Annotated in this window: 13 protein-coding genes; 3 read left to right on the top strand and 10 right to left on the bottom strand. The window is 71.1% G+C overall.

All coding sequences use genetic code 11. The features are described 5' to 3' along the window. Positions 1-31: 31 nt before the first annotated feature. The 5 genes from O7617_RS21810 to rsgA all read right to left on the bottom strand — a co-directional run bounded on the left by O7617_RS21810 (position 32) and on the right by rsgA (position 8895). On the bottom strand, positions 32-685 hold the full coding sequence (locus O7617_RS21810; RefSeq protein WP_282257804.1) for a C39 family peptidase: 654 nt from the start codon (positions 683-685) through the stop codon (positions 32-34). 950 nt (positions 686-1635) lie between these two features. After that, positions 1636-3624: an excinuclease ABC subunit UvrC gene (gene uvrC, locus O7617_RS21805; protein WP_282257799.1), complete on the bottom strand. Its 1989-nt coding sequence runs from the start codon at positions 3622-3624 to the stop codon at positions 1636-1638. 277 nt (positions 3625-3901) lie between these two features. After that, positions 3902-4384, bottom strand: coding sequence for a Rieske (2Fe-2S) protein (locus O7617_RS21800; protein ID WP_282257798.1), 483 nt, complete (start codon positions 4382-4384; stop codon positions 3902-3904). A 188-nt stretch (positions 4385-4572) separates the two neighbouring features. Next, positions 4573-7518, bottom strand: a complete 2946-nt coding sequence (gene uvrA, locus O7617_RS21795; RefSeq protein WP_282257796.1) for an excinuclease ABC subunit UvrA — start codon at positions 7516-7518, stop codon at positions 4573-4575. A gap of 306 nt (positions 7519-7824) precedes the next feature. Then, entirely contained in the window at positions 7825-8895 is a 1071-nt protein-coding gene (rsgA, locus tag O7617_RS21790; RefSeq protein ID WP_282257794.1) for a ribosome small subunit-dependent GTPase A, read from the bottom strand. 178 nt (positions 8896-9073) lie between these two features. On the opposite strand from rsgA, the gene O7617_RS21785 reads away from it, so the two are divergent. Together O7617_RS21785 and O7617_RS21780 are read left to right on the top strand one after the other, a co-directional pair. Further along, a complete protein-coding gene (locus tag O7617_RS21785) occupies positions 9074-9790 on the top strand; it encodes a maleylpyruvate isomerase family mycothiol-dependent enzyme (protein WP_282257792.1) in 717 nt (238 codons plus the stop codon). A 6-nt stretch (positions 9791-9796) separates the two neighbouring features. Beyond that, positions 9797-10450, top strand: coding sequence for an MBL fold metallo-hydrolase (locus O7617_RS21780; RefSeq protein WP_282257790.1), 654 nt, complete (start codon positions 9797-9799; stop codon positions 10448-10450). Positions 10451-10636: 186 nt separating this feature from the next. Here O7617_RS21780 and O7617_RS21775 read toward each other — a convergent pair whose 3' ends face one another. After that, a complete protein-coding gene (locus O7617_RS21775; protein WP_282257787.1) occupies positions 10637-11245 on the bottom strand; it encodes a VTT domain-containing protein in 609 nt (202 codons plus the stop codon). Between the two features lie 101 nt (positions 11246-11346). Further along, entirely contained in the window at positions 11347-12042 is a 696-nt protein-coding gene (locus O7617_RS21770; protein ID WP_282257785.1) for a 50S ribosomal protein L11 methyltransferase, read from the bottom strand. 172 nt (positions 12043-12214) lie between these two features. Between O7617_RS21770 and O7617_RS21765 the strand changes: the two genes are divergently transcribed. Further along, positions 12215-12418, top strand: a complete 204-nt coding sequence (locus O7617_RS21765; RefSeq protein ID WP_007072071.1) for a cold-shock protein — start codon at positions 12215-12217, stop codon at positions 12416-12418. Positions 12419-12466: 48 nt separating this feature from the next. On the opposite strand, the gene O7617_RS21760 is transcribed toward O7617_RS21765, so the two are convergent. From O7617_RS21760 to O7617_RS21750, 3 genes are all read right to left on the bottom strand, one after another. Beyond that, a complete protein-coding gene (locus O7617_RS21760; protein WP_282257782.1) occupies positions 12467-13747 on the bottom strand; it encodes an MFS transporter in 1281 nt (426 codons plus the stop codon). Further along, positions 13744-14319, bottom strand: coding sequence for a metalloregulator ArsR/SmtB family transcription factor (locus tag O7617_RS21755; protein ID WP_282257780.1), 576 nt, complete (start codon positions 14317-14319; stop codon positions 13744-13746). The genes O7617_RS21760 and O7617_RS21755 overlap by 4 nt, the downstream gene beginning before the upstream one ends. Positions 14320-14426: 107 nt before the next feature. After that, entirely contained in the window at positions 14427-15299 is an 873-nt protein-coding gene (locus O7617_RS21750) for a hypothetical protein (protein ID WP_282257778.1), read from the bottom strand. Between the last annotated feature and the right edge of the window lie 34 nt (positions 15300-15333).

The following is a 15333-nucleotide window of genomic DNA, read 5'->3' as shown; positions in this document are numbered from 1 at the left end:
GTGGGGTCCGGCCCTTCGGTGTGTCTACGGCTTAGCTGGTGGCGTAGCCGCGGGTGGCGATCCAGTCGGCGAGGTGCTCGACGGTGACCTCGTACGAGGCGGTGTTCGGGTCGGCGGAGTCGGCGATCTTGACGATGTCGCCGTTGTCGCGGTAGCCGACCACGCTGATGTAGTGCCCACCCTCGAAGGAGTGGATACCACCGTCGGTGTCAGTGGTGGTGCCGGCGATGTTGGCGACCACGGCCCGGCCGTCGTCGACGGTGCGGACGATGTCGGCGCGCAGCTTGTCGGTCTGCTTGTCGTCGGCCTTCGGGGTGCTGATCTCGACGGAGTGGTAGGCGTCGTTCTTGCCGGTCTCCTTGTTCAGCACCGGGGTGATGTCGTTGATGGAGTTCGTGCCGGCCTCGGTGGTGCCCATCTCCTTGGCCATGGCGTCCACGCTGATGTCCTTGCCCTGCACACTCAGGGCGTTACGGGCGGCGGCGGGGCCGCAGTAGTAGAAGTTCGGCTGGGCCTCGTAGCGCACACCCAACTCCCGCTCACCACTCTTACGATCCTGCGTCTGCGTGGTGGGCTTGGCATCCGACATCGCATACGCCGCGGTCACGGGGCCGGCGATGGCACCACCGGTGAACGCGAGGCCAGCAGCGGTCAGAGCAGTCTTCCGGATCAGATCGGTACGCATGATGGCGTGCTCCTCTGCATCGGGGGTGCACGGCACGCCCGGGGGGTGGACGTGCCGCACGTGCAAGGGGGGAAGCTCAGCTGCCCGGCGGCCCTACAGGGCCGGCATCGGGACCACATGTAACCAGGTGGGGCGGCGACTCATTCCGCCGCCGAGCGCCGGCCGGATGATGCCCGGCCTGCGCCAGGGGATGTAACCGGGTCCGGCGGCACATTCATTCCGCCGAGCCAGGGGAACGTAACCGGCTGCGGCGGCCAGTCATTGCGCCGGCCTCCCGGCCCGTTGTGTTCCGGGGGTGTAACCCAGGCGACCTGCCGGGTGTTCCCGGCGGCTGCCGCTCACCACGACCCAGCGTCGCGGCCGTGCCAGGTATAACGGCCCCGCCCGGCCCCCGATTCCGCCGCCCGGGTGACCCCCACCACCGGACAAACCTCGCGTAGAGCGCGATCATCCCGGCCGGTGCGCGGTGCACTCGCCTTGATCCACTCGGGTTTGGCGAAAGCGCGGTATCCAAGTGCCGGGGATACCCCGACTTCCACGAAACCGAGTGGATCAACCCGCCGCGCCGGCGACGTGCGGTCTGCGCGCCCCGTAGCGACTCGGGTCTTCGTGAAGGCCCCGCCCCGCGTGCGAGGTTTCGTCCGACTTGACAAGGTATGGGATCACCGTCCCACGCCCCGACCCGACCACGCGGCCCGACCAACCAGCCCAACCGTCCCGGCTACGCGGCCCGGCCAACAAGAGATCGTGCTCGAACCAGGAAACAGTCCCCTTGGCGCGTCGGCGAAGCCACTACAACCTGGATCGAGCACGATCATCCAGGAAGCGACCTGACACCACGAACCGGCGCACCGTGCGCACGACCCTGATAGCGCGGGGAGACTGCTGCCTCACTCCGACGCCTAATCAGCGCTTACCTCGATGTTGCCCGGATCCGTCGAAAGGCGGTGTCAGGTTGTCGGGTTCGACTCTGCGGACTCGTCGGCCTTCGTGCCGGTGTCGAGGGCGGCGAGGATCGCCTCGGCGGTACGCCGGCCCACACCGGGCACTTCGGTGATCTCCTCGACTGTCGCGGCGGAGAGTCGCTTGAGTGAGCCGAAGTGTCGTAGCAGCGCCTTGCGGCGTACCTCCCCGAGGCCGGGCACGTGGTCGAGCGCCGACTCGGTCATCCGCTTCGACCGGCGTTGCCGGTGGAAGGTGATGGCGAACCGGTGGGCCTCGTCGCGGACCCGTTGCAGCAGGTAGAGACCCTCCGAGGTGCGCGGCAGGATGACCGGGAACTCGTCGTCGGGAAGCCACACCTCCTCCAGCCGCTTGGCGAGCCCGCACAGCGCCACGTCGTCGATGCCCAGGTCGGCGAGGGCCTGCGCGGCGGCGGCGACCTGCGGGGCGCCGCCGTCGACGACGACCAACTGCGGCGGGTACGCGAACTTCCGCGGCCGGCCGGTGGTCGGATCGATCAGGACACCCACCTGCGGCTCAGCCGTCTCGTCCGGGGTGGTCGGGTCGTCGGCGGACTCGACCCCCACCTCACCCGTCTCGGCCCGTGCATCCAGGTAGCGGGCGAAGCGACGGCGCAACACCTCGGACATCGCGGAGAGGTCGTCGGTGGCGCCACGGACGATGAACCGCCGGTATTCGCTCTTGCGGGGCAGGCCGTCTTCGAAGACCACCATGCTGGCCACCACGTCGGTGCCCTGGATCTGGGAGATGTCGAAGCACTCGATGCGCAGGGGTGAGGTGCTCATGCCCAGCGCCTCGCTGATCTCGTCCAACGCCTTGCCGCGGGTGGTCAGGTCACCGGAGCGCTTGAGCTTGTGCCGGGCCAGCGCGTCCTTGGCGTTGCGCTCGACGGTCTCCATCAGCGCGCGCTTGTCACCGCGCTGCGGCACCCGCAGCGACACCCGGCTGCCCCGGTGGCTGGAGAGCCACTCCGCCAGCGCGTCGGCGTCGGCGGGCAGCTCGGGCACCAGCAACTCCCGGGGGACGTCGGCTTCGCCGTGCTCGCCCCCGTACACCTGGGTGCAGAAGTGATGGACCAGGTCACCGGTGGTCAGGTCCTCGGTCTTCTCCACCACCCAGCCGCGCTGGCCCCGGACCCGGCCGTCGCGGACGTGGAAGACCTGCACTGCCGCTTCGAGGGGGTCGTCGGCGAACGCGACCACGTCGGCGTCGGTGCCGTCGCCCAACACCACGGTCTGCTTCTCCATGGCCCGGCGCAGCGCGGCGACGTCGTCGCGCAGTCGGGCGGCCCGCTCGAACTCGAGTTGCTCGCTCGCCTCGAGCATCTCGCGCTCGATCTTGCGGACCATGGTGTCGGTGCGACCGGCCATGAAGTCGCAGAACCCGTCGACGATGGCGCGGTGTTCGTCGGCGGAGACGGTGCCGACGCACGGCGCCGAGCACTTGCCGATGTAGCCGAGCAGGCAGGGACGGCCGACCTGACCAGCCCGCTTGAAGACACCCGCGGAGCACGTCCGGGCGGGGAACACCCGCAGCAGCAGGTCGAGGGTCTCCCGGATGGCCCAGGCGTGCGAGTACGGACCGAAGTAGCGCACTCCCTTGCGCTTGGCACCGCGCATCACCTGCAGCCGGGGGTATTCCTCGTTGAGGGTGACGGCCAGATAGGGGTACGACTTGTCGTCGCGGTAGCGGACGTTGAACCGCGGGTCGTACTGCTTGATCCAGGTGAACTCCTGTTGGAGCGCCTCGACCTCGGTGGCGACGGTGATCCAGTCCACCGACTCGGCGGTGGTGACCATCTGACGGGTGCGCTCGTGCAGGTTCCACACGTCGCCGAAGTAGGAGTTGAGCCGACTGCGCAGGTTCCTCGCCTTGCCGACGTAGATCACCCGGCCGGTGCCGTCGCGGAAGCGGTAGACCCCCGGTAGCTCCGGGATGGTGCCGGGCGCGGGGCGGTAGGTCGAGGGGTCAGCCACGCCAGCAAGCCTAGTCCGCAGCACCGACAGCCCAGCCCAAGCTCTAGATCGACTCGGCTTCCGGGATGTCGGGGTGTCGGTCCGTCACGGACACCCCGACATCCCGAGACACGAGTCGATCACGCGGCAGGACCGACCGGCGCGGCCGAACCACGGCCGGGACCAGCGCGCACGGCCGCGCACCACGGCACCGACCGATTCGCGCGGCCGACACGGTAGGACCGGCTCGCGTGGCCCCGCACCACGGCAGGACCGGCGGCCGGCCTCACCGCTCCGGTCAGGCCAGCGAGATCTGGTCCCCGGTGACCTTGATGTCCTTCGGCGGCAGCGGCTTGGTGGCCGGACCGGCCTTCACCGAGCCGTCCTCGATCGAGAACTTGCTGCCGTGGCAGGTGCAGTTGATGGTGCCGCCGTCGACGTTCGACACCGGGCAGTTCTGGTGCGTACAGATCGGGCTGAAGCCCTTGAACTCGCCGGCCGTGGGCTGGGTGATGACCACGCCCTCGGCGGCGAGGATCTTGCCGCCGCCGACCGGGATGTCGGCGGTGGTGGCCAGCGACTGGGCGTTCTGCCGGTCGCCGCCGCCCGCGTCGCCGGTGCTGGGCACGGCCGGACCGCCACTGGTGGGGGTGTCGCTGCCGCTGCCGTCGTCGCTGCCGCAGGCCGCCAGGACGACGGCCGCGCCGACTGCCCCGACGCCGGTGAGCAGGGTGCGACGTGTTTGCGTACCCGGACCGGTCAGCGCCTGATCGTCACTCATGCCTCGCCTCTCTCTAGCCCGCTGCCGGTCAGAAGCCGGCCACACTTCTCCACACGGGCAACTGTGCCGGATGGTTCATCGCGGCATCCGTCCGACCCCGGAAACGGGACGGGGCGGTCCCGGACCGCCCCGCTCCATGTGCCCGGACGGGCGCGCAACAACCCGCGATCCCCGGGGAAGCTGCCGGGTCAGCGCGCTCCGGCCGGCACCTTTCGGCTCGCCCGCGCCTTGGTCGTGCCGTTGGCCTTGGCGGCGCGGTTGGTGGCGGCGGCCGCGCCCTTGGCCGCGCCGTCGAGCTTGAGCACCTGGCGCAGGAACTCGCCGGTGTGGCTCTCGGCCACCTCGGCGACCTCCTCCGGGGTGCCGGTGGCGAGCACCGTGCCGCCCCGGTGACCGCCCTCCGGACCCATGTCGATCAGCCAGTCGGCGGACTTGATCACGTCGAGGTTGTGCTCGATGGTGATCACCGTGTTGCCCTTGTCGACGAGCCCTTCGAGCACCATCAGCAGCTTGCGGATGTCCTCGAAGTGCAGACCGGTGGTCGGCTCGTCGAGCACGTAGACCGTCCGCCCGGTGGAGCGCTTCTGCAGCTCGGACGCGAGCTTGACCCGCTGCGCCTCGCCACCGGAGAGGGTGGGGGCGGGCTGACCGAGGCGTACGTAGCCCAGGCCGACGTCGACGAGGGTCTTGAGGTGCCGGTGGATGGCCGGGATGGCGGAGAAGAACTCGGCGGCCTCCTCGATCGGCATCTCCAGCACGTCCGAGACGGTCTTGCCCTTGTAGTGCACCTCGAGGGTCTCCCTGTTGTACCGGGCGCCCTTGCAGACCTCGCAGGGGACGTACACGTCGGGCAGGAAGTTCATCTCGATCTTGATGGTGCCGTCGCCGGAGCACGCCTCGCAGCGCCCGCCCTTGACGTTGAACGAGAACCGACCCGGACCGTACCCGCGGACCTTCGCCTCGGTGGTCTCGGCGAAGAGCTTGCGGACGTGGTCCCACACCCCGGTGTAGGTGGCCGGGTTGGAGCGCGGCGTACGACCGATCGGCGACTGGTCCACGCCGACGACCTTGTCGACGTGCTCCAGACCGGAGACCCGGGTGTGTCGGCCGGGCACCAGCCGGGCGCCGTTGATCTGGTTGGCCAGCACCGCGTACAGGATGTCGTTGACAAGCGTCGACTTGCCCGAGCCGCTGACCCCGGTGACCGCGATCAGTTGGCCCAGCGGGAACGAGACGGTGAGGTTGCGCAGGTTGTGCTCCCGCGCCCCGTGCACCACCAACTCCCGGGCCGGGTCCGGTGCGCGACGGGTCGACGGTGTCGGGATCGACCGACGACCGGACAGGTACGCCCCGGTGATCGACTCCTTGTTCTTCAGCAGCGCGGGCACCGAGCCGCTGTGCACGATCTCGCCGCCGTGCTCACCGGCGCCCGGCCCGATGTCGACGATCCAGTCCGCGACGCGGATGGTGTCCTCGTCGTGCTCCACCACGATCAGCGTGTTGCCCAGCCCGCGAAGCCGGACCAGGGTCTCGATCAGCCGGTGGTTGTCGCGTTGGTGCAGCCCGATCGACGGCTCGTCGAGCACGTAGAGCACGCCCACCAGGCCGGAGCCGATCTGGGTGGCGAGGCGGATGCGCTGCGCCTCGCCGCCGGACAGGGTGCCGGCCGGCCGGTCCAGGGAGAGGTAGTCCAGACCGACGTCGAGCAGGAACCGCAGCCGGGCGTTGATCTCCTTCAGGACCCGCTCCGCGATCAGCTTCTGCCGGTCGCTCAGCTCGATGCCGGCGAGCAGGTCGGCGCACTCCCCCACGGAGAGGTTGCAGACCTCGGCGATGCTCTTGCCCGCGAGGGTGACCGCGAGCACCTCGGGCTTGAGCCGGGCGCCCCCGCACGCCGCGCACGGCACGTCGCGCATGTAGCCCTCGTACTTGTCGCGGGACCACTCGGACTCGGTGTCGGAGTGCCGGCGCTCGATCCACTGCACCACGCCCTCGAAGCCGGTGTAGTAGGAGCGCTCGCGACCGTACTTGTTGCGGTAGCGCACGTGCACCTGGTCGTCGGAGCCGTGCAGGATCGTCTTCTGGGCCCGCGCCGGCAACGCCCGCCACGGGGTGTCGACGTCGAAGTGCTGGGCCTCGCCGAGCGCCTCCAAGAGGCGCAGGAAGTATTCCAGGTTGTGCCCGGTGGACCAGGGTTGGATCGCGCCCTCGCGCAGGCTGCGCTCGGGGTCGGGGATCAGCAGCTCCGGGTCGACCTCCTTCTTGGTGCCCAGGCCGGTGCACTCCGGGCAGGCGCCGTACGGCGCGTTGAAGGAGAAGACCCGGGGTTCGAGGTCCTCGATGGCGAGCGGGTGGTCGTTGGGGCAGGCGAGGTGCTCGGAGTAGCGGCGCTCCCGGTCCGGGTCGTCCTCCGGGAGGTCGACGAAGTCGAGCAGCACCAGGCCGCTGGAGAGACCCAGCGCCGCCTCGACCGAGTCGGTCAGCCGCTGCTTGGCGCTGGGCTTGACGGTGAGCCGGTCGATCACCACCTCGATGGTGTGCTTCTCCTGCTTCTTGAGCTTCGGTGGCTCGGTCAGCGGGTAGACCACGCCGTCGACCCGGGCCCGGGCGTAGCCCTTGGCCTGCAACTCGGCGAAGAGGTCGACGTACTCACCCTTGCGGCCCCGGATGACCGGCGCGAGCACCATGAACTTGGTGCCCTCGGTCATCGCGAGGACCCGGTCGACGATCTGCTGGGGGCTCTGCCGGGAGATGCGCTCGCCACAGACCGGGCAGTGCGGCTCGCCGATGCGGGCGAAGAGCAGGCGGAGGTAGTCGTAGACCTCGGTGATGGTGCCGACGGTCGAGCGCGGGTTGCGCGAGGTGGACTTCTGGTCGATCGAGACGGCGGGGCTCAGGCCCTCGATGAAGTCGACGTCTGGCTTGTCCATCTGGCCGAGGAACTGCCGGGCGTACGACGAGAGCGACTCGACGTAGCGGCGCTGACCCTCGGCGAAGATCGTGTCGAAGGCCAGGCTCGACTTGCCCGACCCGGACAGCCCGGTGAAAACGATGAGTGCGTCCCGGGGCAGGTCGAGACTGACGTCACGCAGATTGTGCTCGCGCGCGCCACGGATGATCAGTCGGTCGGCCACGGTGCGTGTACTCCCGGGAGAAGACGAAGCGAAGAATGTGTCCCGCTCTGGGTGATTTGAGCGGTCGTACGGGCGCGCAGAACACGCCTCGGCAACTCTAGCCCCGAGGTACGACACTTTCCCCCGCCGGCACATTCCCCCAGGTCAGCCCGATCAGCCGCGGTGAGTCAGACCCACATCGGCGCCCGGCCGAGGCGGTCGGCCCGAACCGAGCGGCAGCCCGCCGGCCACACCGAGCGCGAGGCTCAGCGCGACCGGCGGGGCCGGCCCCGGCGTCGAGAGCTGACGACGACCGGGGAGCCCAGGTCAGTAGCCGCCGGGCCTCGGCGGACGGGCCGCCCGGCGTCGGGCCGACCGCCAGCCGCCGCGCCGCTCCGCCGCCACCCGCGCCTCCCGCCGTCGACTCTCGTGGGCCACCTCTCCCTGTAGCCGCCGCCAACTCTCCCACCGCCGGGTGGAGAGTTCGCCGGTGTGCAGCGCCTCCCGGACCGCGCAGGCGGGCTCGCCGTCGTGCCCGCAGTCGGCGTACCGGCAACCCTCGGCCAGCCCGGCGATGTCGGCGAACGCCCGGTCGAGCCCGGCCGCGCCGTCGAGCAGGCCGACAGCGCGTACGCCGGGCGTGTCGATCACCGCACCCCCGCCGGGGATCGGTACGAGGGCCCGCCACGTCGTGGTGTGCCGGCCCTTGCCGTCGACCCGGCGGATCGCCTGCGTGGGCATCGTCACGGTGCCGGCGAGGGCGTTGACCAGGCTCGACTTGCCCGCGCCGGAGGGCCCGAGCAGGCCGAGCGTGCGGCCCGGGGTGACCTCGGCGCGCAGCGGGTCCAGCCCGACGCCCCGCTCGGCGCTGACCGGCAGCACCGGCACCCCGGGTGCGACAGCCGCGAGTTGCCGGGCCAGCGCGGCCGGGTCGGCCGCGAGGTCGGCCTTGGTCAGCACGACCAGCGGCCGGGCGCCGGACTCGTGGGCCAGGGACAGCAGCCGTTCGATGCGCCCCACGTCCGGCTCGGGGTGCACCGGCTCCACCACGGCGGCGGCGTCGAGGTTGGCGGCCAGCACCTGCCCGCTGGCGTCCTTGCCGGCGGTACGCCGGATCAGCGCGCTCCGGCGCGGCAGCACCACCTCGACGGTGACGCGACCGTCCGGCCAGTGGGTGAGCAGTACCCAGTCACCGGCGCAGGGTAGGGCGGACGGATCCCGGGCGGCGGCGGCCAACACCGTCCCGCCCAGGCTGGCCCGGATCGGGCCGGTCGCGGTGAGCACCGTGCAGACCCCCCGGTCCACGCGGGCCACCCGACCCGGGTGGTGCTCGCCGCGTCGCTCGGCGTACGCCGCTCGCTCGGCGTCCCAGCCGAGGGTGGTCAAATCGATCGTCATGGCATCCTCATCGGTGTCGAAGCTGGTGATGGCGGAACACGCGTGCCACGTCCGGCATGATCACCACCTCCGTCCGATGTCCCGGTGCCGCGTCTGCCGCTGACGGTAGGTCCCGCGCCGACGCGCCGAAAGCGATTTCCCCGGCGACGCCGCGGTGGCGGACCGCTAGGGTCGACGGGTGACCACGGATCCGCTGTTGCTGATGGGCGAGGTGGACGCGGCCACCAGCCGGCTGCTGCGTACCGCCGCTTCTTTCGACGAGGCGGACCTGGCCGCGGCGTCGCTGCTGCCGGGCTGGACGCGCGGCCACGTGCTGGCGCATCTGGCGCGCAACGCGGACGGCTTCGTGAACCTGCTCACCTCGGCGCGCACCGGGCAGGACCGGCCGATGTACGCCTCGTTGGAGGTCCGCAACGCGGACATCGAGGCCGGATCGGGCCGTCCGCCCGCCGAGCACCTGGACGACCTGCGGCGCAGCGCGGACCTCTTCGCCGAGGCGGTCGCGGCGATGCCGGCCGAGGCGTGGGCGGCGACGGTGCAGGCGCGTCTGGGCCCGTGGCCGGCGGCGCTGCTGGTCTGGGGTCGCCTGCGCGAGATCGAGGTGCACCACCTCGACCTGGCCGCCGGCTACCGGGCCGCCGACTGGTCGGCCACGTTCACCCAACGGCTGCTGCGCGAGGCGGCGAGCCACCACGCCATGGCGCCGACACCGCCCTCGATGGTGCTGCGCCTCGACGGCAGCGAGCACGACGTGGTGATCGGTGACCGTGACGGCGCCCCGATCGTCGCCGGTCCCGCCCCCGACCTCGCCGCCTGGCTGATCGGCCGCGCCGACGGCGCCCCGCTCTCCGTCACCCCTGACGGTCCCCTGCCTACTCCACCGGAATGGATCTGAAACGTCATGACATACAGCGGAGACGTCACCCCCGGCGGAGCGCCGGCGGTACGCGAGCTGGACGGGCTCACCATCAGCAAGCTGTCGGTGGGCCCGATGGACAACAACGCCTACCTGCTGCGCTGCACGAGCACCGGTGACCAGGTGCTGATCGACGCCGCCAACGAGGCGCCCCGGCTGCTGGAGTTGGTCGGCGACGGCGGGCTCACCGCCGTGGTGACGACCCACCAGCACATGGATCACTGGGTGGCGCTGGAGGAGGTGGTCGCCAAGACCGGCGCCCGGGCCCTGGTGCACGCCGAGGACGCGGCCGGGCTGCCGATCGAGGCGGAGCGTCTGTCCGATGGCGACACCGTGCCGGTGGGCGACTGCGCGCTGGAGGTCATCCACGTCAAGGGGCACACCCCGGGTTCGATCGCGCTGCTCTACCGCGACCCGGCCGGCACGCCGCACCTCTTCACCGGGGACAGCCTCTTCCCCGGTGGCGTGGGAAACACGGACAAGGACCCGGAGCGCTTCGCCGCGCTGATCGACGACGTCGAACACAAGCTGTTCGACCGCCTCCCCGACGACACCTGGTTCTACCCGGGCCACGGCAAGGACAGCACCCTGGGCGCGGAACGCCCCGCCCTCCCCCAGTGGAAAGCCAGAGGCTGGTAACAACCAGAGAACCCGACGTCGACCGGCAACCACCAAAGATCAAAACCCACCGGCGGGGCGGCACGACCAGACGCAGGTCGACCACGACGGGGGCGGGGGCCCGCCGTGCCCGGCGCAGGGATCAAGCCTGACCGCCCGGAGCCGGGCACGGCGGGCCCCCGCCCCACCACCGCGACCACCCGAAGATCAAGAAGCCACAGCAAACAGCCGCCGCCGCGCCCCCAGCAACACGACGGAAGCCAGCACCAGCCCGACCCCCATCGTGATCACCAGCGGGCTGGGCTCACCGGGCAGCAGCCCGGCGACGGACCGCGCCGCGGTGCCCAGCGCGAGGTAGAGACCGGCCCAGGCGGCCGCGCCGAGCGTGGCGCATCCCAGGAATCGGCGGTACGACATCCGCAGCCCACCGGCGGCCAGCGGAAGCAGCGCGTTGAACACGGGCAGGAACGGCGCGACGATCATCATCCGGCCGCCGCCACGACGCAGGATGCCCTCCGCCGCCGCCCAGCGTGCCTCGCCGATCCAGTCGCCGATCCGGCTGTGTCGGAGCTGCTCGGCGTAGCGGCGACCGACCAGGAAACTCAGCGACCAGCCGGCCAGGCAGCCGACCAGGACGGCGGCGAAGGTGGCCAGCCCGGTGGACGGGCGGCCCACCCCGACGGCGGCGAGGATCGCCACGTCGCCGGGGACCAGGACACCCAGCAGGGGTACGGCATCGAAGAGCATGACGAGCCCGAGCGAGCCCATAAGCAGCAGAACAGGCAGTTCTCCGATCTGGGCCAGCCATTGCGTCATGCCTCGTACGCTATGACCGCCGCACCACTTCGGACATCCGGTCGATGCCCCCACCGATCCCTGGCTTCCGTCTCGGGGTCACCCTGAGGCGTCGAGGACGCTCACCCGGGTCGCAGCACCTGCACTCGGCGTGGTGACGGGTCGACCGACGGTTCGGTGGTGGGCACCGGATAGTCGGCGAGCACCGTCAGCCGGTCCGCCGGCAGGTGTTCCCGGCCGGGATCACCGACCAGCACGTCGGCGCCCGTGGCGGCGATCCGTTCCAGGAACGGCAGCACCCGGTCGGCCATCGCACGGTCGTAGAAGACGTCCCCGGCGACGACCAGGTCGGCCTCCGCGTCGACGCGGTCGAGCAGGTCGTCTCCGACGGCGTCGACGGCGACCTGGTTGGCTCGCGCGTTAAGGGTGACAGCGGCGACGGCGTACGGGTCGATGTCGTTGGCGATCACCTGCGTGGCGCCGGCCAGCGCGGCGGCGATGGCGACCAGTCCCGACCCGGCGGCGAGGTCGAGCACCCGGCGACCGGCGGCCAGCTCCGGGTGGTCCAGGAGGTGACGGGCCAGTGCCTGACCTCCGGCCCAGGCGGACGCCCAGTAGGGGGCCGGCAGGGCGTGTCCGGCGGTGGCCTCCATCCGGGCCCACCAGACGATCGCGTCCTCGGCCAGGTGCAGCCGCACCTCGGGGACGAACGGGGTGGGGACCAGCCGGAGCCGGTCCAGGCCGCCGCCGGGAGCGTCGATTTCGCGCTCCAGCTCGGTCAGCGCGTCGGCTGCGGCACCCGTCATCGGCGCAAGCATGCCCCAGGAGGGCGGGCTCCGGGTGTGCTTTCGCGTGCCGGCGCGCAGAGTTCACTCGAAGACCTACGGCACTTCGGCCAGCAGATCGGGGTTTCGCCCGTTACTGTCGAACAGGTACGGGCGATCATCGGCCGAAGGCCGATGGTCAGCCGCTTTGAACAGGGAGAGATGCATGGCAACCGGCACGGTTAAGTGGTTCAACTCGGAAAAGGGCTTCGGCTTCATCGAGCAGGACGGTGGAGGGCCGGACGTGTTCGTCCACTACTCCGCCATCGCGACGAGCGGCTACCGGGAGCTCAACGAGGGCCAGAAGGTCGAGTTCGAGGTGACCCAGGGGCAGAAGGGTCCGCAGGCGGACAACGTCCGCCCGATGTAGCTCCGTGCCGGTGACGGCGGCCGCTTTCCGGCCGCCGTCGCAGCGCACTCAAGACGCCACCGGGGCGGCGGGCAGGTCCCGCCGCCTCCGGATCGGCCCGACCAACAGGATCAGCGGGGTGAACGCCTGCCAGGCGGTCATCACGAACACTGCTGTCGCGACGCCGTAGCGCGCGCCGATCACACCGGCCAGCACGGCCGCCATCGGGATCGTGCCGTAGTTGAGCAGCTGCATGCTCACCGTCACCCGGCCCAGCAGGTGGTGCGGGGTGTAGGTCTGCCGGAAGGCGCCTTTGACCACGTTGCCGACGGCCACGCCGAGGCCGATCAGCACGCCACCGAGCGCTGGCCAGGTCAGCCCGGTGCCGGGCGCGGCCAGCGGGATGAGCAGGGCCGGCGGGCCGGCGAGCACCCCACCGATCAGCAGGGCCCGCGCGGTCCCCCAGCGCCGGCCGACCCGGGTGGCCACCAGCGCCCCGATGATGCCTCCGATGCTCATCACCCCGACCAGCGCGCCGACCAGACCGGGTTCGAGGCGCAGTTCGCGGACCAGGAAGACCACCAGGACGGCCTGGTAGCCGCTCAGCCCGAGGTTGCTGGCCGCACCGAAGGCCGTCAGCACCCGCAGGTACGGGTCCCGGACGACGAAGCGCAGCCCCTCGGCGATGTCCTGACGCAGGGACCGGGATCGGTCCCGCCGACGTACGCGTGGTTCACGGGTGCGGATCCGCAGCAGCAGCGCCGCCGAGGCGAGGAACGTGAGCGCGTCCAGCAGCAGGGCGGCGACGGCACCGGTGAGCTGGGCGATCAGGCCGGCGAGGCCGGGCCCGACGACGTGGCTCACGGTCTGCGTCGCCTGGAGCTTCGCGTTGCCCTCGGGTAACTGCTCGGGTCGCAGCAGCACCGGCAGGTAGACCTGGTCTGCGGTCTCGAAGAAGACCCGCGCGGCGCCGGCGCTGAGGGCGACCACCAGCAGGTGGGCGACGGTGAGCCAGCCCAGCACGGCGGCGAGGGGCACACTGAGGAAGGCCGACGCGCAGAACAGGTCGCACACCACCATCACCGATCGGCGGGGCAGCCGGTCCACCCACGCTCCGGCGGGCAGGCCGATCAGCAGCCAGGGCAGCCAGGCCGCGGCGGTGAGCACCGCGACCTGGAAGGTGCCGGCGTCGAGGACGGCGACCGCGACCAGGGGCAGCGCGACGGTGGTGACGTTGCTGCCGACGCTGCTGACCGCCTGACCGGCCCAGAGCAGCCGGAAGTCGCGGTGCCGCAGCAACCCGCCGGTCGGCTGGACGCCGAACTGCTGCTCGCGGGTGGCGGTCGTCACGGTCGGGCCGGTACGCCGTGGACGAACAGGAAGACCGGTCGGCGTTCGGCGTCGTCGTCGGGCAGGTCCCGGTCGGCCCAGCGGGTGAGGACGTCGTTCAGTTCGTGGCTCAGCTGGGCCAGTTCGCCCGGCGTGAGGTGCAGCCAGCGGTCGGTGGAGAACGGCGCGTCCTCCCAGGTTGCCCGGGTGGCTTCGTCGGTGGCGTGCCAGGCGCGAGCCAGGGCGACGTGCCGGTCGAGGTTGAGCGAGGTGGCGGCGTCGGCGACCACCTGGGCGGCCGGGTCGGTGTCGAAGTCGGCGGTGGACCAGCTCAGCCTCCTGCTGACCAGCCGCCACCACCGCTCACGCCGGTCCCGGGCCAGCTCGGGGGCCTCGGTGACCAGGTCCGCCGCGGCGAGGACCTTGAGGTGGTGGCTGACGTTCGCCGGTGCCTGGTCGGTGCGCTCGGCGAGCAGGCCGACCGTCGAGGGGCCGTGCACCTTGAGCACGTCCATCAGGCGGCGGCGAAGCGGGTGGGCCATGGCGGCCAGTGCCCGCGAGTCGGTGATCTGGCGTACGTCGGGGCTCTCCATGGCCCCACCATGCCATTCGCAAGACTTGTTGCGCAATGGTCATTGCCCAACGATCGTTGCGGAAGTGTGGAGAGGGGCGGCCCGGCGGCTACGGGCCGCCCCTCCGCTCAGGCGACCAGCCGGCGGGCCAGCTCGTCGGCGACCTGTTTGGCGATGGTGGGTGGGATGGCCGCGGCGATCTTCTCCGGGGTCAGCGAGGCCAGCACGCCCTGGACGATCGCCGCCTCGTCGGTGAAGTCCTTCGCGGCCAGTGCGTTGAGCGTGGCCTGCAGGTCGGTGAGCTGCTTCGTCATCGCCTGCAGGTTCCAGTTGCCGTTGACCGGGGCGCCGGTGTCGTCCCGCCCCTCCGCCATTCGGGTGTAGATCTGTCCGATCGGGTTACGGCCGTCCAGCACGGTGAGGTTCTTGTGGACGGTCGCCAGCCAGTTGTGCTCTTCGGGGGTCATGTCGTCGTCCTCCAGGAGTCCGATGGAGCTGAGGTAGCGGCGGAACAATGGCCGCTGGTCGCGGCCCGCCTTGATGGCGTCACGAAAGAAGCTGAAGTGCGTGTGCCAGCGGTGCGAACTGTCGCCGGTGCTGCGTTTGCCGAGGCGGTCCCACCGCTTCACGGTGGAGCCGTCGGGGCTGTAGATGATCTCGCGGATGTCCCGGGTGTCGGCCGCGTTCGCGGCGCACTGCGCCACGCACCAGACCGAGAAGCTGGGCAGGGTGTTCGAACGGCCACCGGAGCGGACGTCGAACTGGCCGACGTCGAGCGCCGCCGCGTCGAGGGTCAGGCCGGCCCGGTCCCGGGGTGACTCGACCACCGAGTAGTCGCCTGCGACGACCCGGTCCGAGCCGCAGTGGTAGCCGCCCCGGTGGGACGGGTCGCCGACGATGCCGACCTCCGCCGGCTCCAGGTCGTCCGGGCCGGGGGCGTTGTCGAGGTGAGTGAGGAGCAGACTTCGAAGGGCCAACAGATTTGCCGGGGCCCGGGTCATGGGGTCCCCCTCTCAACGGGAACGGGGACCGGGC

Source organism: Micromonospora sp. WMMD1155, from assembly GCF_029581275.1.
Taxonomy (GTDB): Bacteria; Actinomycetota; Actinomycetes; order Mycobacteriales; family Micromonosporaceae; genus Micromonospora.
Note: the sequence above shows the minus strand (reverse complement) of the source record. Positions and strands in the feature narration are given on the sequence as shown.

Coding starts and splice junctions, on each gene's coding strand:
- O7617_RS21810 (WP_282257804.1), bottom strand. CDS start 685: ATGCGTACCGATCTGATCCGGAAGACTGCTCTGACCGCTGCTGGCCTC.
- O7617_RS21800 (WP_282257798.1), bottom strand. CDS start 4,384: ATGAGTGACGATCAGGCGCTGACCGGTCCGGGTACGCAAACACGTCGC.
- rsgA (WP_282257794.1), bottom strand. CDS start 8,895: ATGACGATCGATTTGACCACCCTCGGCTGGGACGCCGAGCGAGCGGCG.
- O7617_RS21780 (WP_282257790.1), top strand. CDS start 9,797: ATGACATACAGCGGAGACGTCACCCCCGGCGGAGCGCCGGCGGTACGC.
- O7617_RS21775 (WP_282257787.1), bottom strand. CDS start 11,245: ATGACGCAATGGCTGGCCCAGATCGGAGAACTGCCTGTTCTGCTGCTT.
- O7617_RS21770 (WP_282257785.1), bottom strand. CDS start 12,042: ATGCTTGCGCCGATGACGGGTGCCGCAGCCGACGCGCTGACCGAGCTG.
- O7617_RS21765 (WP_007072071.1), top strand. CDS start 12,215: ATGGCAACCGGCACGGTTAAGTGGTTCAACTCGGAAAAGGGCTTCGGC.
- O7617_RS21755 (WP_282257780.1), bottom strand. CDS start 14,319: ATGGAGAGCCCCGACGTACGCCAGATCACCGACTCGCGGGCACTGGCC.
- O7617_RS21750 (WP_282257778.1), bottom strand. CDS start 15,299: ATGACCCGGGCCCCGGCAAATCTGTTGGCCCTTCGAAGTCTGCTCCTC.